The organism is Telluria sp. ZB2R32 (genome assembly GCF_059685715.1).
In genome coordinates, this window is the sequence record NZ_JCASIG010000002.1 from 519,219 (window position 1) to 540,221 (window position 21,003).

17 protein-coding genes and 2 tRNA genes are annotated in these 21,003 nt (G+C 65.1%); 12 read left to right on the plus strand and 7 right to left on the minus strand.

Annotated elements, in window-relative coordinates; all coding sequences use genetic code 11:
• Window positions 1-30: 30 nt before the first annotated feature.
• A complete protein-coding gene (locus AC56LG_RS07260) occupies window positions 31-2,955 on the plus strand; it encodes an EAL domain-containing protein (RefSeq protein WP_497165437.1) in 2,925 nt (974 codons plus the stop codon).
• Between the two features lie 474 nt (window positions 2,956-3,429).
• Here the strand turns inward: AC56LG_RS07260 and AC56LG_RS07265 are convergent, their stop codons facing one another.
• Complete coding sequence (locus AC56LG_RS07265; RefSeq protein ID WP_497165438.1) at window positions 3,430-4,422, minus strand: TRAP transporter substrate-binding protein; 993 nt, start codon at window positions 4,420-4,422, stop codon at window positions 3,430-3,432.
• A 94-nt stretch (window positions 4,423-4,516) separates the two neighbouring features.
• Between AC56LG_RS07265 and AC56LG_RS07270 the strand changes: the two genes are divergently transcribed.
• From AC56LG_RS07270 to AC56LG_RS07280, 3 genes are all read left to right on the plus strand, one after another.
• A complete protein-coding gene (locus tag AC56LG_RS07270; RefSeq protein ID WP_497165439.1) occupies window positions 4,517-6,514 on the plus strand; it encodes a sensor histidine kinase in 1,998 nt (665 codons plus the stop codon).
• A 22-nt stretch (window positions 6,515-6,536) separates the two neighbouring features.
• Window positions 6,537-7,118 carry a response regulator transcription factor gene (locus AC56LG_RS07275; RefSeq protein WP_497165440.1) on the plus strand — a complete coding sequence of 194 codons (582 nt, stop codon included), beginning with the start codon at window positions 6,537-6,539 and terminating at the stop codon, window positions 7,116-7,118.
• A gap of 279 nt (window positions 7,119-7,397) precedes the next feature.
• Window positions 7,398-7,778, plus strand: coding sequence for a DUF3052 family protein (locus AC56LG_RS07280; RefSeq protein ID WP_497165441.1), 381 nt, complete (start codon window positions 7,398-7,400; stop codon window positions 7,776-7,778).
• Here the strand turns inward: AC56LG_RS07280 and queG are convergent.
• Window positions 7,773-8,855 carry a tRNA epoxyqueuosine(34) reductase QueG gene (gene queG / locus AC56LG_RS07285; RefSeq protein WP_497165442.1) on the minus strand — a complete coding sequence of 361 codons (1,083 nt, stop codon included), beginning with the start codon at window positions 8,853-8,855 and terminating at the stop codon, window positions 7,773-7,775. The two genes, AC56LG_RS07280 and queG, sit on opposite strands and share 6 nt — an antisense overlap.
• Window positions 8,856-8,912: 57 nt before the next feature.
• Between queG and tsaE the strand changes: the two genes are divergently transcribed.
• The 3 genes from tsaE to AC56LG_RS07300 all read left to right on the plus strand — a co-directional run bounded on the left by tsaE (window position 8,913) and on the right by AC56LG_RS07300 (window position 11,664).
• Window positions 8,913-9,398 carry a tRNA (adenosine(37)-N6)-threonylcarbamoyltransferase complex ATPase subunit type 1 TsaE gene (gene tsaE, locus AC56LG_RS07290; protein ID WP_497165443.1) on the plus strand — a complete coding sequence of 162 codons (486 nt, stop codon included), beginning with the start codon at window positions 8,913-8,915 and terminating at the stop codon, window positions 9,396-9,398.
• Window positions 9,362-10,780, plus strand: coding sequence for an N-acetylmuramoyl-L-alanine amidase (locus AC56LG_RS07295; RefSeq protein ID WP_497165444.1), 1,419 nt, complete (start codon window positions 9,362-9,364; stop codon window positions 10,778-10,780). The genes tsaE and AC56LG_RS07295 overlap by 37 nt, the downstream gene beginning before the upstream one ends.
• An 80-nt stretch (window positions 10,781-10,860) precedes the next feature.
• Window positions 10,861-11,664 (plus strand): D-hexose-6-phosphate mutarotase, encoded by an 804-nt coding sequence (locus AC56LG_RS07300; RefSeq protein WP_497165445.1) that lies wholly within the window; start codon window positions 10,861-10,863, stop codon window positions 11,662-11,664.
• 122 nt (window positions 11,665-11,786) lie between these two features.
• Here the strand turns inward: AC56LG_RS07300 and AC56LG_RS07305 are convergent, their stop codons facing one another.
• Both AC56LG_RS07305 and AC56LG_RS07310 read right to left on the minus strand, forming a co-directional pair.
• Window positions 11,787-12,971 (minus strand): carbonic anhydrase, encoded by a 1,185-nt coding sequence (locus AC56LG_RS07305; RefSeq protein ID WP_497165446.1) that lies wholly within the window; start codon window positions 12,969-12,971, stop codon window positions 11,787-11,789.
• 129 nt (window positions 12,972-13,100) lie between these two features.
• Entirely contained in the window at window positions 13,101-13,745 is a 645-nt protein-coding gene (locus AC56LG_RS07310) for a VTT domain-containing protein (protein WP_192056785.1), read from the minus strand.
• 162 nt (window positions 13,746-13,907) lie between these two features.
• Here AC56LG_RS07310 and AC56LG_RS07315 point away from each other — a divergent pair, with 162 nt between their 5' ends.
• From AC56LG_RS07315 to AC56LG_RS07335, 5 genes are all read left to right on the plus strand, one after another.
• Window positions 13,908-14,828 (plus strand): peptidylprolyl isomerase, encoded by a 921-nt coding sequence (locus AC56LG_RS07315; protein ID WP_497165447.1) that lies wholly within the window; start codon window positions 13,908-13,910, stop codon window positions 14,826-14,828.
• A 45-nt stretch (window positions 14,829-14,873) separates the two neighbouring features.
• Entirely contained in the window at window positions 14,874-16,772 is a 1,899-nt protein-coding gene (gene mutL, locus AC56LG_RS07320) for a DNA mismatch repair endonuclease MutL (RefSeq protein WP_497165448.1), read from the plus strand.
• A gap of 6 nt (window positions 16,773-16,778) precedes the next feature.
• Window positions 16,779-17,735: a tRNA (adenosine(37)-N6)-dimethylallyltransferase MiaA gene (gene miaA, locus AC56LG_RS07325; protein WP_497165449.1), complete on the plus strand. Its 957-nt coding sequence runs from the start codon at window positions 16,779-16,781 to the stop codon at window positions 17,733-17,735.
• 80 nt (window positions 17,736-17,815) lie between these two features.
• A tRNA-Met gene (locus AC56LG_RS07330) sits at window positions 17,816-17,892 on the plus strand.
• A gap of 161 nt (window positions 17,893-18,053) precedes the next feature.
• Window positions 18,054-18,130 (plus strand) — tRNA-Met (locus AC56LG_RS07335).
• A gap of 42 nt (window positions 18,131-18,172) precedes the next feature.
• Here AC56LG_RS07335 and AC56LG_RS07340 read toward each other — a convergent pair.
• Genes AC56LG_RS07340 through AC56LG_RS07350 form a run of 3 tightly spaced genes read right to left on the minus strand, consistent with a single transcriptional unit; the run spans window position 18,173 to window position 20,998 of the window.
• Window positions 18,173-18,484, minus strand: coding sequence for a putative signal transducing protein (locus AC56LG_RS07340; RefSeq protein ID WP_497165450.1), 312 nt, complete (start codon window positions 18,482-18,484; stop codon window positions 18,173-18,175).
• 58 nt (window positions 18,485-18,542) lie between these two features.
• Complete coding sequence (locus AC56LG_RS07345; RefSeq protein WP_497165451.1) at window positions 18,543-19,811, minus strand: DUF445 domain-containing protein; 1,269 nt, start codon at window positions 19,809-19,811, stop codon at window positions 18,543-18,545.
• 35 nt (window positions 19,812-19,846) lie between these two features.
• Window positions 19,847-20,998 (minus strand): CaiB/BaiF CoA transferase family protein, encoded by a 1,152-nt coding sequence (locus AC56LG_RS07350; protein ID WP_497165452.1) that lies wholly within the window; start codon window positions 20,996-20,998, stop codon window positions 19,847-19,849.
• Window positions 20,999-21,003 lie beyond the last annotated feature (5 nt).

The window sequence follows — 21,003 nt, forward strand, 5'->3', positions numbered from 1 at the left end:
TATGCTGATTCCATACGTCAGAGGATTCCCATGCCGCCCGCGAAACGCATCCTGGCTCTACTGCTCCTCCTTGGCTGTCTGGCCAGGGCGGAGTCCGTATCGCAGGGCGCATTAACGGAGGGGCCAGCGCTCGCGTCGGCGGCGTCCCTGCGCGTCGGCGTCTATCCGAATGCACCGAAACTGTTCATCGATGCGGACGGCAATGCCTCCGGCATCCTGGTCGAACTGCTGCAGGAGATCGCCAGCGCCGAGCACTGGGCGCTCGAATTCGTGGCCTGCGAATGGCAGGCCTGCCTGTCGGCCCTGGAGGCCGGCCGCATCGACCTGCTGCCGGACATGGCCTGGTCCGAAGAACGTGCGCGCAGCTACGCATTCCACCAGGTGCCGGCGCTGCACAGCTGGTCGCAGATCTATGCGCAGCGCGGCAACAAGATCCGTTCCCTGCTCGACCTGAAGGGCCGCCGCATCGCCGTGCTGGCCAGCTCGATCCAGGCGCTCACGCTGCCGAACGCGCTGGCCGGCTACGGCGCGGTGCTGGTGCCGGCTGCCTCGCTCGAACGTGCGTTCGCCCTGGTCGCCGCCGGCCAGGCCGATGCCGTGGCGGCCAGCCATTATTTTGGCGACGCCGCCGCCGGCAGGCACGGGCTCGAGGCGACGCCGGTCGTGTTCAACCCGGCGCGCCTGCACTACGCCGCCATGCCGGGGCGCCGGCAGGCGGCGCTCGACGCCATCGACCGCCACCTGGCCAGCTGGCGCGACGATCCGAACTCGGTGTATTTCAACACGCTGCGGCGCTGGCAGGCCGCCGGCCCGGCCACTTCCGTGCCGAACTCGCTGCTATGGGCGCTGGCGGCCACGGTCGGCCTGCTGCTCTCGGCGCTGGCGGTGGCCAGCTGGCTGCGCACCGAGGTGGCGGTGCGCACGCGCGAATTGCGCGACAACGAGCGCAAACTGGCGACCATCCTCGACAGCGTCGATAGCCTCATCTACATCAAGGATGCGCAGTCGCGCTACCGGTACGTCAACGGCGCCATGTGCCGCCTGCTCAAACGCCCGGCGTCGGCCATCGTCGGCCAGACCGACGACGTCCTGTTCGGCGCCGAGCAGGCGCAGGTCACGCGCGCCGGCGACCTGGCCGTGATCGAGGACCACCAGCGCTTCGTCTCCGAGGAGCGCCTGTTCGACAAAGTGTACATCACCACCAAGATCCCGCTCATGCACGGCGAGGCCGTCACGCAGCTGTGCGGCATCACCACCGACATCACGCCGCACAAGCAGGCCGAGGAATCGCTGCGCATCGCCGCGACCGTGTTCCAGTCGGGCGCCGGGATGTGCGTGCTCACACCCGACGCGGTGATGATCGAGGCGAACCAGGCATGGGGCGAACTCTACGGGCGAGGCGCCGAGGATTTGCCCGGCACGCCCTTCCCGCATTTTTCGCTCGAACCCGAGGGCGATGACAGCCGCGAACGGATGTGGCAGCGCGTGCGCGAACAGCAGCCCTGGCAGGGCGAAGTCTGGATGCAGCGCGAGGATGGCCGCCGCTATCCGGCCTGGCTGACCGTCAGCGCGGTGCGCGATGCCAGCGGCGTGCTGACCAATTTCGTCTGCACCCAGTCCGACATCAGCGCGCGCAAGCAGGCCGACGAGAAGATCGTCCAGCTGGCCTATTACGACGCACTGACCGGACTGCCGAACCGGCGCCTGTTGTACGAACGGGTCACGCACTGCCTCGGCCTGCACGGACGCACCGGCCGCACCGGCGCCCTGCTCTTCCTCGACATGGACAACTTCAAGGACCTCAACGACAGCCGCGGCCACGCCGTCGGCGACGAATTGCTGCAGCAGGTGGCGGCGCGCCTGCTGGCCTGCACGCGCGAGGTCGATACCGTGGCGCGCCTGGGCGGCGACGAATTCGTGATCCTGCTCGAATCGAGCGGCGTCGACGAAGCGGAGGCGCAGCAGCACGCCGAAGTCGTCGGCGACAAGATCCTGACCGCCCTGCGCGACCCGTTCGAGGTCGGTGGCGCCGTGCACCACGCCAGCTGCAGCATCGGCGTCACGCTGTGCACCGGCCGCAAGGACGAACTCGACGACCTGATGCGGCGTGGCGACCTGGCGATGTACGAAGCCAAGCGGCAAGGCCGCAACACGCTGCGCTTCTTCCAGCCGCCGATGGAACAAGAGGTGACTTACCGCACCGAGATCGAAACCGAACTGCGCGCGGCGCTGCTGCATTCGCAGTTCGTGCTGCACTACCAGGGCCAGGTCGATGGCGACGGCATCATGACCGGCGCCGAAGCGCTGGTGCGCTGGCAGCATCCGACGCGCGGCCTGGTCGGACCGGCCGGCTTCATCGCGATTGCCGAAGCGTCCGGCCTGATCGTGCCGCTCGGGCGCTGGGTGTTGCGCACCGCCTGCGAACAGCTGGCGCTGTGGGCGGGTACGCCAGCGACGGCGCAGTTCACGCTGGCGGTGAACGTCAGCGTGCGCCAGTTCCTGGAGGCCGACTTCGTCGAAGAGACGCTCGCCATCGTGCGCGCCAGCGGCGCCAATCCGACGCGTCTGAAACTGGAACTGACGGAGACGCTGATGATCGAAGGCGTCGAGGAAACCATCGGCAAGATGCGGGCCCTGCGCGAACACGGCATCTGTTTTTCGCTCGACGATTTCGGCACCGGTTACTCGTCGCTGAGCTACCTGAAGCGGCTGCCGCTCGACCAGCTGAAGATCGACCAGAGCTTCGTGCGCGACGTGCTGGTCGACCCGAACGACGCCTCGATCGCACGCAGCGTGGTCGCGCTCGGCAAATCGCTGGGCCTCAGCATCATCGCCGAAGGAGTCGAGACCGAAGCCCAGCGCAATTTCCTCGCGGGGATCGGCTGCGATCACTGGCAGGGGTATTTGTTCAGCCGGCCGGTGGATGCGCGCACCCTCGAGGAGCTGGCGGCGTAGGGTGGGCACTTGTGCCCACGCGGTTTCACCGGATGAGCAGAAGCGCCATTGCATCGAACTGGAAGCACGCGTACCAATTGGAACCGTTGCGGCACGCATTGGCACGAACGCGTGGGCACAAGTGCCCACCCTACGAACTGCCGCGGGTGAACCTAAAATTCCGGACAAAAAAAAGCGCACCCAAAGGTGCGCTTCAATCATCAGGCACGTTCCGGCCGTTTGGTCGATGCCAACGGCTTCTGTCGAACGTGTGTCTCCTCTCATGATCTCCGGTATGGACTACCGTATTTTTGTGCCCTCCCCAAGACGTGTGTCCGGATTGCCTGCACCGCTTTGGTGCCGCAGCGCCCAATCATAACGCAACTGTCCAACAGAGAATAGTTTTTTATATACGGTTTTTGAATTCCCCCCACGGCCGAGGTTTGGACGCCACAACGTATTGACGCATAAGGCTTTTTACTGACTGGTGCGTCATTATTTGCGGGCCGCTTCGCGCGTCATCGCATCGATTAATTCCTTGCCGATGCGGCGCTCCATCTGGCGGTGTACCGGCAGCAGCGCCGCGCGCCATTGCGCCTGTTCCTGCGGCGTCAGGTAGTAAATCGTGGTCTTGCCGGTCTTGCGGATCGCGTCCAGGGCGCGGTCGTTGTCGCGCTGGGCGATGGTTTTCTCGAAGGCCGTGGCGTCGCGCATCGCCCGTTCCAGCGCGGCGCGCACGTCGCCCGGCAAGCCATCCCAGAACTTGCGGTTGACGATCACGGCGTAGCCCAGGTAACCGTGGTTCGACACCGTGAGGTACTTTTGCACTTCATGCATGTGCTGGGTGTACATGTTCGAGGGCGGATTCTCGGTGCCGTCGACCACGCCCGTTTCCAGCGCCTGGTAAGCTTCCGAAAACGCCATCACCTGGGGCCGGGCGCCGAGCGCGCGCATCTGGGCGTCGAGCACGGTCGACGACTGGATGCGCATGCGCAGGCCGCGGAAATCGGCCGGCACGTGCAGCGGACGGTTGGCCGACATGACTTTAAAGCCGTTGTCCCAGTAGGCGAGACCCGTGATGCCTTTCGACTGGAGTTTACGCAGCAGGTCGCGCCCGATCGGGCCTTCGGTGACGGCGTACAGCGCCGCCTTCGAGGGGAAGATGTAGGGCAGGTCGAAGGCCTCGAATTCCTTCACGCCGAGCGGACCGAACTTGGCCAGCGAAGGCGCCAGCATCTGCACCGCGCCCAACTGCAGGGCTTCGAGCTCTTCCTTGTCCTTGTAGAGCTGGCTGTTCGGATACACTTCCACTTTGACGCGTCCGCGCGTGAACTGTTCGGCGAGCAGTTTGAAACGTTCGGCCGCCTGCCCTTTGGGGGTTTCGGGCGCGACCACGTGGCTGAATTTGATGACGATCGGGGCTTGCGCCCAGGCGTTGCCGAAGCAAGCGATGAGGACCGCGGCGGCGGCCAGGAACTTGATGGACATGCGTCGATAGAGAAATTGCAAAGAGTGGAACGCGGTTGCGTTGCCGCGACAGAAGTCCACAATAGCATCCGAGAAGAAAACCTTCCACATTCCCATGAAAAACCCGTTCTCGCTGCGCCGCCGCGCCAACCTGGCCCGGCCCTGGCGCTGGCTGGTACCGCTGCTGCTGGTGCTGCTGTTTCTCGCCGTGCTGTTCTGGCTGCCCTGGCAGGCGCGCCAGATGGAAACCACCGAGCGTCAGGAGCAATTGATTGCCGACACGCTGTGGGTCGAGCAGACGCTGCGTTTCGAGCTCACGCGCAGCGAGGAAGCGCTGGCCACGCTCGGCGCCGACCTGGTGCGCAAACCACCGCCGCCCGCCGTCCTGCAGGCGCGCATGGCGCAAATGTTCAAGAACGGTCCGGAACTGCGCCGCGTGCTGTGGCTGAGTCCGGACGGCGACGTGCTGGCGCGCCACGGCGTCGACCTGCCCCAGGGCACGCCGGCCCCGGCCCTGACCGAAACGCAGGAAATGGCGCGTTTGACCAAGGCCGGCCGTTATTCCGAACCGTACGGCGCCAGCGCGCACACGCCTGGCCTGCTCGACTATTACCTGCCCCTCTACCGCGGCGGCGCCTACGCCGGCAGCCTGGTCGCGACCTACAGCCTGAAAGTGCTGCTCGATGAAACCGTTCCCTGGTGGTTCGCCCAGGACAATGCCTTGTCTCTGCTCGACCGCAACGATGCGCCGGTGGCGGCGCGTGCCGACGGCGGTCCGGGGCGCGGCGTCTACACGCACCGACGCGCGCTCGATTTACCGGGCGCTTCGATCGTGCTGGCCACCGATAGCGTCAAGAACGCGCCGCGCCTGCTGCCCAATCTGCTGGTGGGCTCGGTGATCGTGCTGGCCCTCGGCCTGCTGATGAGCCTGATGACGCTGTGGCGCCACATCTCGCGCACGCTCGCGGCCGAGTCGGCGCTGCGCCAGCAGATGGCGTTTCGCACGGCGATGGAAAACTCGCTGATGACCGGCCTGCGCGCACGCGACCTCGAAGGGCGCGTCACCTACGTCAACAAGGCCTTTTGCGAGATCGTCGGTTTGGCGCCGGAAGAGCTGGTCGGGCGCAAGCCGCCGATGCCCTACTGGGCGCCGGAAGTGCGCGGCGACTACGAGCAGCGCTTCGCCGGCGTGCTGGCCGGCACCGTGACGCCGCAATTCGAAACCGTGTTCCAGCGCTCGGACGGCGTGCGCGTGCCGGTGCTGGTGTTCGAGGCGCCCCTGGTCGACAGCCGCGGCAGGCAGACTGGCTGGATGAGTTCGATCCTCGACATCACCGACCGCAAGAAGGCCGAAGAACTCAATCGCCAGCAGCAGGAAAAGCTCGAGACCAGTGCGCGCCTGGCGACGATGGGAGAAATCTCCTCGATGCTGGCGCACGAACTGAACCAGCCGCTGGCGGCAATTTCGAGTTACACGGCCGGCGCCCTGAACGTGCTCGAACGCGCCGACAAGGGCGTGCCGATCGAACCGACCCTGCTGCGCCGCGCGCTGGAGCAGGCGCGCCAACAGGCGCAGCGCGCCGGCCAGATCATCAGGAGCGTGCACGAGTTCGTGAAAAAGAGCGAGCCGCAGCGCGAGACGGTCGATATCCACAGCGTGGTCGACGGCGTGCGCGCGCTGATCGAACTGCAGACGCGCCAGTCCTACGTCGCGCTGCAGATCAACCTGCCGGCGCAGCTGCCACCGGTGCTGGCCGACCGCGTGATGCTCGAACAGGTGCTGCTGAACCTGACGCGCAACGGCATCGAGGCGATGGCCGGCGTCGCGCCCGAACAGCGCATCCTGCAGATCACGGCCGCCGCCGATGCCGCCCAGGTGTCGGTATCGGTGATCGACCATGGCCACGGCATCGCGCCCGACGTCGCCGAGCGCCTGTTCTCTCCCTTCTTCTCGACCAAGGCCGAAGGCATGGGCATGGGCCTGTCGATCTGCCGCACCGCGATCGAATTCCACGGCGGGACGCTGAACCATGCGCCGAACCCGGGCAGCGGCACGGTCTTCACCTTCAGCCTGCCCCGCTCCACCGCCGTGGGCGCGGTCGAGCTACAATAACGCACCATCAGGAGAACCCCGCATGCTGCATATCGTCGACGACGAAGACGTGATCCGCGACGCCCTCGCGTGGCTGGCGCAATCGCGCGGCCTTGCCGTGCGCGGCTATGCGGGCGGCCAGGCCTTTCTCGACGCCGTCGGCGAACCCGATGCCGACGGCGATTGCGTGTTATTGGATGTGCGCATGCCCGACATGAACGGCATCGCCGTGTTCGAACAACTCATCAAGCGCGGCTGGCTGGCGCGCATGCCGGTCATCTTCCTCACCGGCCACGGCGACGTGCCGATGGCGGTCGATTCGCTCAAACGCGGCGCCTTCGACTTCTTCGAAAAACCCTTCAACGACAACGACCTGATGGACCGCGTCGACCAGGCCCTGGCCGCCTCGCGCAACGCCGCCAGCGCCGCGCAAGTGCAGGCGCGCCTGGCGACCCTGTCGGCGCGCGAACGTGAAGTGCTCGACCTGATCCTCGCCGGCAAGATGAACAAGGTCGTCGCCGACGAGCTCGGCATCAGCATGCGCACGGTCGAGGTGCACCGGGCGCATATTTTCGACAAGATGCAGGTCAAGACGGCGGTGGAGTTGGCGGGTTTGTTGAAGTAAATTGTTGGCGGTTGCGCGTTGCGTATCCGGGTTTCGTATGATCTTGCCGTTAGCGGTGACCGTAGGGTGGGCTCCGCCCACGCGGATCACGCTCACCATTAGCTGCTCAGCAACAGCTCCCCAACCGCCCGCATACCCCACTCGGCCACAACTTCCAGTCACAAACCCGCGCGCACAGAACATGCCGCACACCCGCCCTTTTCGACGATCGCTTGTAAAATCCACATTGAACGCGTCGCCGCTTGCGCCCCGCGACGCCAACTTCTTTAGGGAAAGCAGATGAACGAAAAGACAGTTGCAGACAGGATGTTTTTGCGTAACGCGAAAGCGATGCAGATCATCAATGGCGGCGTGCACCCGACGGTCGTAGCGCAATTTCCGCAAGAATTGATCCAGGAAGGCGATGGCCCTTTCGACGTGATCATGATGTTTTGCATGAACCGCAAGGACCTGGAACAGTACCTGCCGCAGGCCAAGGATCGCCTCGGCGACAAGGGTTCGCTCTGGATCGCCTACCTGAAGCAGACCGCCTCGAAAGCCACTGATATCAATCGCGACTCAATCAACGAGTTTCTGAAGGAAAACGGTATCACAGCCGTGGCGATGATTTCGATCGATGGCGACTGGTCCGCCGTGCGCGCCAAGCGGATGGAACTATGATTGATGGCGTGCCAATGCCCACTCGACATGCTCGCGCACCAGCGCGGACGGGTGTTCGGCGCGCGCCCGCAATGCCGCCACGATGAGCGGATCGCCGCGCCGCCCCGCAGCCGCATTCCCCATCCCGACCGCCAGGTTGCGCAGCCAGCGCTCGTGACCGATGCGCCGGATCGGACTGCCTTCCATGCGCCGGTTGAATTCTTCTTCTTCCCACGCGAACAAGTCGACCATGCTGGAATCCCCTAACCCGTTGCGCTCCTCGAAATCCGGCACCGTTGTGCGCTGGGCAAACTTGTTCCAGGGGCAGGCCAGCTGGCAATCGTCGCAGCCGTAGATCCGGTTGCCGATCAGCGGGCGCAGCTCGACCGGAATGCTGCCCTTCAGTTCGATCGTCAGGTAGGAAATGCAGCGCCGCGCATCGAGCCGGCCGGGGCCGAGAATGGCCCCCGTCGGACACAGGTCGATGCAGTTGCTGCAGGCGCCGCAATGGCTGGAGGTGGCCGCGTCGGCCGGCAAGGGCAAGTCGACCAAAATTTCGCCGATAAAAAAGGTCGAGCCGGCGTCGCGCGAGAGCAGCAGCGTGTGCTTGCCGCGCCAACCGAGGCCCGCCTTTTCCGCCAGCGGCAATTCCATCACCGGCGCCGAATCGGTGAACACCCGGTAGCCATACTCGCCGATCTCGGTCTTCACGCGCTCGGCCAGTTGCGCCAGGCGGTTGCGCAACACCTTGTGGTAATCGCGCCCGCGCGCATACATCGACACCACGGCCGCGCCGGGTTCGACCTGGCGCGCAAGTTCGCGTTCGCGCCAGCCGTCCGTCAAAGGCAGGTAATCCATGCGCGCCACGATCGCGCGCACCGTGCCCGGCACCAGTTCGGCCGGCCGGGCGCGCTTCATGCCGTGGCTTGCCATATAATCCATCTCGCCATGGTGCCCCGCCGCCAGCCAGGCGCGCAGCCCCGCTTCGGCGTGCGCCAGGTCGACGTCGGCAATGCGCACGTCGGCAAAGCCGAGTTCGCGGCCCCAGGCCTTGATGGCGCGGGTCAATTCCTGCAGGTCGGGAGATTCGATGGACATTCGGTCTGAAGACAATCGCGGCGCAGGTGCGCGCCGCCAAACCTCACATTTTAATTGATGCAGCACTTCACAGCCTACCTGCCGGACGAATCGGCGACCGCCGACTTTGGCGCCGCCCTGGCGCGCGCCGTCGTGCCCGGCCTCGTCATCTACCTGCACGGCGACCTCGGCGCCGGCAAGACCGCGCTCACGCGCGCCCTGCTGCGCGCGGCCGGCTACCAAGGCACGGTCAAGAGCCCGACCTATACCCTGTCGGAGCCGTATCGCGTGCAGCTTGGCGGCGAGACCGTCGACGTCATCCACTACGACCTGTACCGCATGTCGAGCCCGGAAGAATTCCTCGATGCCGGTTTTCGCGAAGACTTCGACGGCAAGAATATCTGCATCGTCGAATGGCCCGAAAAAGGCGAGCCGGTGTTGCCGCCACCCGACGTCCGCGTTTTGCTCAACGTCAGCGGTCTCGGCCGTGCTGTAGAATTACAGGCGTTGTCTCAACAGGGCCTGTTATGCCTCGACCGCCTCTCCTACGCCCAGCCACGCTGACTTCCCCTGCCCGCCGCCGTACCGTGCTCAAGCTCGGCGGTACGCTGCTGCTGTCCGTGGTCGCCCCGCTGCCGGCGCGCGCCGCGCAAATCCTCGCCGTGCGCGTCTGGCCGGCCGACGACTACACGCGCGTCACGCTGGAAAACGACACCGACCTCAAGGCTGAGCACTTCCTGGTGCCCGATCCGCCGCGCCTGGTGGTCGACATCGACGGCCTGGTCCTGAACGACACCCTGAAGGGCCTGGTCGCCAAGATCGAGTCGAACGACCCGTACATCAAGCAGGTGCGCGTCGGCCAGAACCGCCCGAACGTGGTGCGCCTGGTGTTCGACCTGAAGGAAGCGGTCAAGCCGCAGGTGTTTACCCTGGCGCCGGTGGCCGAATATAAACACCGGCTGATCTTCGACCTGTATCCGGTGCGCGAAGCCGACCCGATCGCCGCCCTGATCGAAAAGGGAGAATGGTCGCCCGGCGACGGCACGGCCACCGCGGTGCCGGCCGTGCCGGTGCCGCCGGCGCAGCCGGTCGCGCCCGATCCGGTGGCGCGCCTGGAAGCGGAAATCGCCGCGATGAACGCCAATCCGGCGCCGCGCGTGACCCAACCCGCATTGATACCGCCGCCGGTGCTCGGCAAGCCGGCGGCCAAGCCGGCGCTCCCCGCCAACAACGTGGTGCGCATGGTGACCATCGCGCTCGACCCCGGACACGGCGGCGAAGACCCGGGCGCGATCGGCCCGAGCGGCACGCGCGAAAAGGACATCGTGCTGGCGGTGGCGAAAAAACTGAAAGCGCGCCTGGAAGCATTGCCCAACACGCGTGTCATGCTCACCCGCGACGGCGATTATTTCGTCCCGCTCGGCACGCGCGTGGAAAAGGCGCGAAAGGTGCAGGCCGACCTGTTCGTCTCGATCCACGCCGACGCCTTCATCGAAGCACGCGCACGCGGCTCCTCGGTCTTCGTGCTGAGCGAAAAAGGCGCCAGCTCGACGGCGGCGCGCTGGCTGGCGACCGACCAGAACAAGGCCGACCTGATCGGCGGCGTGAATTTCGCGAAGCACGACCGCCAGCTGGCGAGCGTGCTGTTCGACCTGTCGACGACGGCGCAGATCAACGACAGCCTGAAACTCGGCAAGGCCGTGCTGGGCGAGATTGGCGGCATCAACCGCCTGCACAAGGCGGCGGTCGAACAGGCGGGATTCGCCGTGCTCAAGGCGCCGGACATTCCCTCGATCCTGGTCGAGACGGCCTTCATTTCGAATCCGGAAGAGGAAGCGAAACTGAAGGACGACGGCTACCAGGACCAGCTGGCAAACGCGATCACCAAGGGCATCAAGCGCTATTTTTCGGCGAATCCGCCGATGGCGAAGAGCCGGACGACGTAACGCATCGGGGTGCAGGCGGCGCGGCAGCGGCCTTGGCAACCGTGGCATACTACGCGGCCCGGACCCGTTAACCTTTCGCCATGAACCACCTCGACGCCGCCATCGCCACCACCTTCGGCCAGCTGCCATCCCTGCTCCTGAGTGCTCCCGATGGCGCCCAGGCGAGCATCACGCTGTACGGCGCCCACCTGGTGTCGTGGCGCGGCGCCGACGGGCGCGAGCGGCTGTTCTGCAGCGCCAGGTCCGCGCTCGACGGCAGCCGTGCCATCCGCGGCGGCGTGCCGGTGATCTTTCCGCAATTCGCCGAACGCGGCAACGGCATGCGCCACGGCTTTGCGCGCGTGAGCACCTGGCGCGTGCGCGACTCCGGTGTCGACGATGGCTGGGCGTATGCCGTCCTCGCGCTGACCCGGGCCGACCTCGACCCGCGCCATGCGCAAGCCTGGCCGCACGGTTTCGAACTGGCGCTGCGGGTGGCGATCCGCGCCAATGAATTAATCATGCGGTTCGAGGTGCGCAACACGGGCAGCGCTGCGTTTCCGTTCGCGGCGGCGCTGCATACCTATTTCCTGGTCGACGATGTCAGCGGCATCCGCATCCTTGGCGTCGAGCGCGAGGAACTGGCGCTCAGCGACAAGTTCGACCGCGTGTACGAAGGTGTCGAATCGCGGCTGGCGCTGGTCGATGGCGGCGTAGTGCTGACGCTGCGTCAAGAGGGGTTTCCCGACGCGGTCGTGTGGAATCCGGGCGCGCAGGATGCGGCGGCGCTGGCGGATATGGGCGACGAAGAATACCGGCGCTTCGTGTGCATCGAGCCGGCCTTATTGAATGGGCCGATGCTGCAGCCGGGGGAAAGCTGGCGCGGCGAGTACCACGTCAGCTGAAGGTAATCCGTTGGCTCATGCCGGAGGGACGTAGGGTGGGCGGGGGAACCCGCCCACCCTACGTCCCAGAGGCGATCGCCGCGTCCATCCCACAAAAAAAGCCGGCAACGCCGGCTTTTCGTTTAATTCGATTCCTTGACCATCCGCCCTTCGCTCGCCTGCACCGGCCGCGCATTGAGCGGATACAGGCGCGAGAACAGCGCCATCTGCGCCGGCGAGGCCGTCATCGGCTGCTTCATCACGATCCACAGCACGTTCTCGGTGCAGGGCGGTTCGGTCAGCGAGCCCATGTAGGTGTAGTACTCATGCCGGTTCGGCAGCAGTTCGAACGCATCGAGTTCGATGCCGGGTGCGCCGAGCTGCCCTTTTTCGAGCGGGATGTTGTTCCATACCGTCTGGATGGCGTCATTGGCCTTGCCGCGCTCGAGCAGCACCGCCACCACCGCCATCCGGCCGCGCGCGTCGCGGTGCACCAGGTGAATCACCATCTCGGTACCCTTGCCGTTGATCTTCTCTTCCGATGGCCGGTGGAAGTGGAACTGCACCAGTTCGAAGCGATCCACGCCCACGTTGAGGAAATTGCCGCGCGCGAGGTTCACCTGCACCGTGTGGCCGTTGTCGATCTCGGTGAAGGTCGAGGGACGGTAGTCGAAATCGATCTCGTCGAGGTCGACCTTGATGCCGTCGCGGATGTCGATCGGCGACTGGCGGTTGCCCTTGCCGCACTGCGACCAGGCCGGGTTGATCTTGCCCCAGTTGTCCGGACCGAATTCGCCGTCGTAATCCCAGTGGGTGCTGACCTTCGGCGCGGCGGCGACCGCGGCCAGCGCCGCTTCCTTCTTGCGCTTGGCATCGGCCGCTTTTTTCGCTTTCGCGGCGGCGGCCACGCGCGCGGCCTGCTTGGCGCGCATCTCGGCCAGGCGTTCGGCGATGCGCACGGACAGGTCGACCTGGTCCTCGTCCTCAGGGGCGGAGATGGCGGCGGCGACCTTGTCGGCGCCAGCGGCAGTCACGGCCGCCTTCGGTGGCTTTTCGACCAGCGACTTGTCGATCAGCGGTTTTTCGATCAGTGGCTTGGCGACAATGGATGGGGCAGCCTTGGCGCCGTGCTCGGCGGCTGGCTTCTCGATCGCCTTGGCCGGTTTGGCCAGCTCGGCCGCCAGCTTGGCGGCGTCGGCGGTTTTCTTGGCCGCATCGGGCGCCGGCTTGACAGCCTCGGAGGCTGGCTTGGCGGCGTGCGGCGCGTCGGACGCGCTTGCGCCGAGCATGACAAAACTGCAGGCAAACAGGGCGATCAGGTTACGCATGGGGTAAGGAGGAGTACATTCACCCACCCTTAACGACGCTTCCGTACGGAAACTTGAGCGCAAAAATACAAACGCGCCGGATAAATCCGGCGCGCTGGTCGATCCAACAAGAAGCTTGCTGCCCTGCTATCAGCGGCTGAGCACCTTGCGCCCGAACTTGTACAGCCCGCCAATCGCGAGCGGCACCAGCGCCGCGCTGACGCCGACCAGGACGATTTCCGTCAGGTGGTTGCGCACCACCGGGATATTGCCGAAGAAATAGCCGGCAGTCACCAGGCTGGCCACCCACAGCACGGCGCCGGTCACGTTGTACAACTGGAAGCGCCAGTGGGTCATGTCCGACACACCCGCCACAAACGGTGCGAAGGTGCGCACCACCGGCACGAAACGGGCCAGGATGATGGTCTTGCCGCCATGTTTTTCGAAGAAATCGTGAGTGCGGTGCAGCGCATCCTTGTTGATCCAGCGATAGTTATGGGTAAACATGCGTTGGCCGACCGCTTCGCCGATGTAGTAATTCAGGGTATTGCCGGTAACCGCCGCAACGATGAGCAAGGACATCAGCAAGGGATAACTCATCTGGCCGGTGGCGCAAAAGGCGCCGGCGATGAACAGCAAGGTGTCGCCCGGGAAGAAAAACAGGACCACCAGGCCCGTTTCGCAGAACACGATCGCGAACAGGACAATATAGACATAGATGCCGTACTCGGCCAGCAGCACACCCAGCGTCTTATCGACATGAAGAATCATGTCGAAAAATTGCATCAGATCCATAATTTTCCTAAACGGTAACAGCGAATCATACCATCAGACAGCCATGCTTAACGGCTGGGACGCCATGCGCCGCGCCAGATTTTCGACACCTGTTAAGTTTTTTATACAGGGCAAAAATCGCGATTACAATTGCTCAACATTAATAACGCGGGAGGGCGGGAGATGAAGGCAGTCAAGATTGTAGTCCTGGCAAGCGTGGCATCCGCCGTGCTCGCCAGCGGCGCCGTGCAGGCGGCGCCCAAGAAAGAGTTGCCGCCAAAACCGAGCGTCGGCGACATCGTCAAGGAAGCCAAGGCGGCCGACTGGCGCCCGCTCGACCTGGAAAACACGCTGTACATGGACTTGCCGGGCGGACGCGTCGTGATCGAACTCGCTCCCACCTTTGCCCCGCTGCACGCCGCCAACATCAAGGCACTGGCGCGCGAACAATTTTTCGACGGCCTCGTGATCCTGCGCTCGCAAGACAATTTCGTCGTCCAGTGGGGCGACCCGGACGAGAAGAACCCGCGCCAGCCGAAGAAGGCGAAGACGACCTTGCCGGGCGAGTTCACGGTGCCGATGAAGAGCGACACGAAGTTCACGCGCATGAAGGACGTCGACGGTTATGCGCCGCAAATTGGCCATTCGAACGGCTTCCCGGTCGGGCGCGATCCGAAGGCGGGCGAAACCTGGCTCGCGCATTGCTATGCGATGGTCGGCGTCGGGCGCGATGCCGATGCCGACAGCGGCGGCGGCACTGCCCTGTACGTCGTCACCGGCCAGGCGCCGCGCCAGCTCGACCGCAACATCACCGTGGTCGGACGCGTCGTGTCCGGCATGCCGCTGCTGTCGACCGTGGCGCGCGGCCCGGCGCCGATGGGCTTTTTCGACAAGCCGGAGATGCAGGTGCCGATCAAGGCTTTCCGCGTGGCGGCCGACGTGCCGGCATCCGAGCGCAGCAACTTCGAGGTCATGCGCACCGAGAGTGCGACGTACCAGAAAGTGGTGGAAGCGCAGCGCAACCGCGGCGGGCCGTGGACCAAGGTCGCGGCCGGCCACGTCGACCTGTGCGCGGCGCCGATTCCGGTACGCGAGGCGAAATAAAGACGGTGGCCTGATGCCGCCGGGGCAGCGCGATATAATCGCCGTATGAACGCGCCTTTGCCGACCCACCGTCCCATCCAGCAGCTGAACGACCAGCTGATCTCGCAGATCGCCGCCGGCGAGGTGGTCGAGCGGCCCTCGGCCGTGGTAAAGGAGCTGCTGGAAAACGCGCTCGACGCCGGCGCGACCCAGATCACGGTGCGCCTCGAAGAAGGCGGCGTCAAGCGCATTGCGATTACCGACAACGGCCGCGGCATCGCGCCCGACCAGCTGCCACTCGCCCTGGCGCGCCATGCGACCTCGAAAATCGCTTCGCTGACCGACCTCGAGAACGTGGCCACGCTCGGCTTTCGCGGCGAAGCGCTGGCCTCGATCGCTTCGGTGGCGGCGGTGTCGATCACTTCACGCACGGCCGACGCGCCGCACGCCTGGGAAATCGTCGGCTCGCACCAGGGCACCGTGGCGCCCTCGTCCGGCCCCTGCGGCACCACCATCGACGTACAAGACCTGTACTTCAATACCCCGGCGCGCCGCAAGTTCCTCAAGTCGGAACAGACCGAATACGGCCACTGCGCCGAAGTCGTGCGCCGCATCGCGCTGGCGCGGCCCGACGTGGCCTTCAGCCTGACGCATAACGGGCGCACCATCGACCACTGGAAAGAATGCGAGATGGCGAAGCGCAGCGCCCAGATCCTGGGCAGCGACTTCGCCGAAGCGCGATTGTCGATCGACGAAGCGGCCGGTCCCTTGCGCCTGTACGGCTATGCCGGCTTGCCGACGGCCTCGAAAGCGCGCGCCGACGGCCAGTTCTTTTACGTGAACGGGCGCTTCGTGCGCGACAAGCTGCTGGTGCACGCGGTGCGCGCCGCCTACCAGGACGTGCTGCACGGCGACCGTTTTCCCTCCTATGTGCTGGCGCTGGATCTCGATCCGGCGCTGGTCGACGTGAATGTCCACCCGTCGAAAATCGAAGTGCGCTTCCGCGACAGCCGCGCGGTGCACCAGTTCGTGTTCCACGCGGTGCAGCGCGCGCTGGCCGCCACCTCGGCCACGGCGCACGGCAGCGTGCCGGCGCCGATCACGGCCGCCGAAGTCACGCCGTCCGGCGGCTCGGACTGGCGCCGGCCGCACGAGCAGACATCGTTCGGGACGCAACTGAGCCAGCCGCACTCGCAAACGTTTTCGCCTTCTCCCTTCCCGCCGGGCAGCCGCTGGGACGCGCCCGAGCAGGCGGGCGTGGCGCAGAGCACCGCCAACTACGGCGCCCTGTTTGCCGATACCGCGGCGCGCCCAAGCGCATCGTCCGCAATGCCGATGCCGGCGCCGTCGAACGCACCGAGCAACGACGACTTCCCGCTCGGCTTCGCGCTGGCCCAGCTGCACGGCATCTACATCCTGGCGCAGAACACGCGCGGCCTGGTGCTGGTCGACATGCATGCGGCGCACGAACGCATCCTGTACGAGCAGCTGAAAAACGCGCTCGACGCCCAGGTCGACGGCCACGACATGCAGGTGCAGTCGCTGCTGATTCCGGTCACCTTTTTCGCCGATGCGGTCGAAGTGGCCACCGCCACCGACCACCAGGAAACATTAAAAGCGCTCGGCTTCGACATCGCCGCGCTGTCGCCGACGACCTTGGCCGTGCGCGCGGTGCCGACGCTGCTGAAGAACGCCGACGCCCAGACGCTGGCGCGCGACGTGCTGCGCGACGTGCGCGAATTCGGCGGCTCGCGCGTGCTGATCGAACGCCGCAACGAACTGCTCGGCACCCTCGCCTGCCACACGGCGGTGCGCGCCAACCGCATCCTGAGTACCCCCGAAATGAACGCGCTGCTGCGCCAGATGGAAAGCACCGAGCGCGCCGACCAGTGCAACCACGGCCGCCCGACCTGGGTCCAGCTCGACATCTCGGCGCTCGACAAACTTTTCCTGCGCGGCCAATAAATGACAATGGAAGCGAACGACGCCAGGCCGCTGGCGGTGGCGATCATGGGTCCGACCGCGTCGGGCAAGACCGCGGCGGCGCTGGCCATCGCGCGCGAGCGCCCGGTGGAGATCATCTCGGTCGACTCCGCCCTGGTCTACCGCGAGATGGACATCGGCACCGCCAAGCCCAGCGCCGAAGAACTGGCCAGCGTGCCGCACCACCTGATCGACATCATCGACCCGCTCGACGCATATTCGGTCATGCAGTTCAGGACCGACACCCTGCGCCTGGTGGCCGACATCAGCGCGCGCGGCAAGCTGCCACTGCTGGTGGGCGGCACCATGATGTATTTTAAGGGGCTCACCGAAGGCCTGGACGACCTGCCCACTGCCGATACCGAGGTACGCGCCGCGCTCGACGCCGAAGCCGCGCGCATCGGCTGGCCGGGCATGCACGCCAAACTGCGCGACCTCGATCCGGTCACGGCCGAGCGCCTGGCGCCGAACGACGCCCAGCGCATCAACCGCGCGCTGGAAATCATCAAGCTGACCGGCAAGCCGATGTCGGCCCTGCTGGCCTTGCGCGCCAAGCCGGAGCTGCCCTTCAATCTTGTCTCGTTTGCGCTGGAACCATCCGACCGCGCGGTGCTGCACAAACGGATCGCGCTGCGCTTCGACCAGATGCTGGGCGAGTCCGATGACGCGGGCATCGTCGCCGAAGTGGCGCGCCTGCGCGCACGCGGCGACCTGCATCCGAATCTGCCGTCGATGCGCTGCGTCGGCTACCGCCAGAGCTGGGATTACCTGGACGGCAAGATCGACCGCGCCGGCTTGCGCGAGACGGGCATCATCGCCACCCGCCAGCTGGCCAAACGCCAGCTGACCTGGCTGCGCGCGATGCCGGACCGGATCGTCATCGATTGCCTGGGGCGCGACCCGACGGGAGAACTACTGACCCGTTTGAAAGGCTTGCCGGGTTAGCCGCCGCGAAAAACCCTGCTTGCTCGGCGCACACAGCCTTGACAGGAGGCGCCGCGCCTTGGATAATAGCGTTCTCTTTCGGTGATATAGCTCAGTTGGTTAGAGCACAGCACTCATAATGCTGGGGTCGGTGGTTCAAGTCCACCTATCACCACCAGAATTCAGGCAGATGGCTTGGCTCCCACGAGTCGGGCCATTTTGCTTTAAGAACGCCTGATAAAACCTCATGGCGGTGTTGCAGCGTCTCGCCGTACCAGCGTACTGTCTTCGACGCTGCGCCTTGCCCTAAGGCTTTATCAGGCGTTCTTTTAGAGTTTCGGTGATATAGCTCAGTTGGTTAGAGCACAGCACTCATAATGCTGGGGTCGGTGGTTCAAGTCCACCTATCACCACCAGAAATTAAAAAGCCACCGCTTCGCGAGAACCGGTGGCTTTTTTTATCCCACGTCGGCATCCTCGTCGAGCGCGAATTCGCCGCGCTTGAATGCCTCGATGGTCGCCTGCGCTTGCTGCACGTAGGACGCCGGCACCAATATCCGCACCCCGCCCAGGGCCGGCGCCAATAATAAATCGGCTTGCATCAAATGGGCGTCGGCCAATACCGCCGGAATGCCGGACGCTTCCATGCAGCCCTGCATCAGCGCCGCTTCCATCGGAATCAGGTAGCGCGCCACGATGAACAGATCGCGCCCCGGAATCGCTTCGATTTCGGGGTGCGCGGCGAGCCAGGCATTCAGTGACTGTTCCATGACGTTCTCCTGATGGATGAGCCGATAGTACGCCTCGGCGGCATCTTTCGACGCGCGCTTAGTGCACGAACCCCGGCAGCGACGACAGCAGATACAGCGTCACGCCGATCAAGCCGCCGACGATCGTGCCATTAATGCGTATGAATTGTAGATCCTTGCCGATATTCAGTTCGATCTGTTCCGACATTTCGGCACTGTCCCAGTTTTTCACGGTGTCGGCGATGTGCCGCGTCAGGTAGCCGGCGAACTCCGGGGCGGCGGCGCGTGCGGCCAGTTCCAGGTTGTCGTTGAGCGACTGGCGCAGTTGCGGGTCTTCGGCCAGGGTCTTGCCGAGCCAGGCGCCGGTCGCTTGCAGGCGCCGGCGCAGGGTCGAGTCGGCGCTGTCCAGGTCCTTTTTCAGCCAGGCTTTCAGGTCGCCCCACAGCGACGCCAGGTAGTCGTTGAGCGTGTCGTCGTTGAGCAGATAGTTCTTTATCTCTTCGCTTTTATCCGAGAGTTGCGGATCGCTTTTCAGGCGCTCGATGAATTCGGCGGTGAATACATCGAAGCGCTGGCGCAGCGGGTGATCCGGGTCGTGCGCGACCTTGTTGAGGATACCGGAGGCCAGCCGGACGGCAATATCGGCGCCCTTGCGGCCGATGAGTTCCGACGGCAGCATCCGTTCGATAAAGGCATATTCTTCCTTCAGCCAGTCGACGATGCCTTCGGAAATCGTCGTCTGCGTGTCGACATTGTCGAGCAGTTGCGCCAATTGATGGATGCCTTCGTTCAGCAATTCCTGGTGCCGTCCGCCTTTCGTCAGACTTTCGAGGATGGTGCCGGCCGATTTCGACAGGTCGACGCTGCCGACCATGGTATGCACGGCCTTGCGCAGGAAATTCTGGATCGCCGATTCTTCGGTGAAGTCGAGCATCCAGCTTGCCACTTTCACGAGGTAGCCGCCCATCTGTTCGGTATTCGCCGGTTTCACCAGCCAGTCCGCGACTTTCTGCGCCGGGTCGTGCTTCTGGATCAGGCGGATGATCGATTCGGTATCGAGGAATTTCTCGTGGACGAACAGGGCCAGGTTATCGGCAATCTTGACCTTGTTGTTGGGGATGATGTTCGTGTGGGTTGATACGACCGGAATCGGCACGCGCCTGAACAGCGCCACCACGGCGAACCAGTCGGCCAGGGCGCCGACCATCGCCGCTTCGGCAAAGGCCTTTAGTAAACCCGTCCACCAGGAGGGCGGCAGGAAGAAGCTCAGGATGAACAGCAGCGCGGCGCCGATAAAGAAACCCAGCGCCAGCCGTTTCGATTTGTCGAGTTCACGTTCCTTCGTCATGCGGCTCCCGGTAGCTCAGCGTTACCCCGGTAATCCTATATGACGCCGGCGGTTTTCAGCGATTCGATTGCCGCCGGCGCCCAGCCCCAGTCCGTCAGCACCTGCGTACTATGCTGGCCCGGCGCGGCGGCGGCCTGCCCTGCTTCCGGTGCGGTGCGGCTGAAGCGCGGCGCCGGCGCGGGCTGGACCACGCCGTCGATCTCGATGAAGCTGGCGCGCGCGGCATTGTGCGGGTGGCCTGGCGCTTCGGCCATGTCGAGCACCGGTGCGACGCAGGCGTCCGTCCCCTCCAGCAGCACGCACCAGTCGGCGCGGGTTCTGGTGGCGAACAGCGCGGCGAATTTCGCTTTCAGTTCCGGCCAGCGCTTCTGGCTCCACTGCTTTTGAAACTCCGGATCGGTCGCGCCGCACAGCGCCAGCAATTGCGCATAGAACTGCGGCTCGATCGCGCCGACCGACAGGAATGTGCCATCGCGGCAGGCATAGGTATCGTAGAACGGCGCGCCGCCATCGAGCATGTTCGCTTCGCGCTTGTCCTGCCAGGAGCCGAAAGCACGCAAGCCGTACATCATCGCGCCCAGCAAGGCGGCGCCATCGGTCATGGCGGCGTCGACGGTCTGGCCGCGGCCCGAAGTCTTCGCTTCCAGCGCCGCGCAAACCACGCCAAAGGCGAGCATCATGGCGCCGCCGCCGAAGTCGCCGACCAGGTTCAGGGGCGGACTTGGCGGCGTATCGGCGCGCCCCATCGCGTGCAGCATGCCGGACAGGGCGATGTAGTTCAGGTCGTGGCCGGCGGCCTGCGCCAGCGGGCCGGTCTGGCCCCAGCCGGTGACGCGGCCGAAGACGAGTTTCGGATTGCGCGCGTGGCAGGCGTCTGGGCCGAGGCCGAGTCGTTCCATCACGCCGGGACGGAAACCTTCGATCAGGATGTCGGCCTGTTCGACCAGGTTCAGGACGACTCCGCGTGCTTGCGGATGTTTCAGGTCGAGCGCGAGCGAGCGGCGGCCGCGCGCCATGACGTCGAATTTCGTGCCCAGCATCGGGAACGGATTGTCGGCGCCGGGCTTGGTTTTGCGGTCGATGCGGATCACCTCGGCGCCCATGTCGGCCAGCATCATGGCGGCGAAGGGGCAAGGGCCGAGGCCGACCATTTCGATGATTTTGATGCCGGCAAGGGGTCCGGGCATGAAGC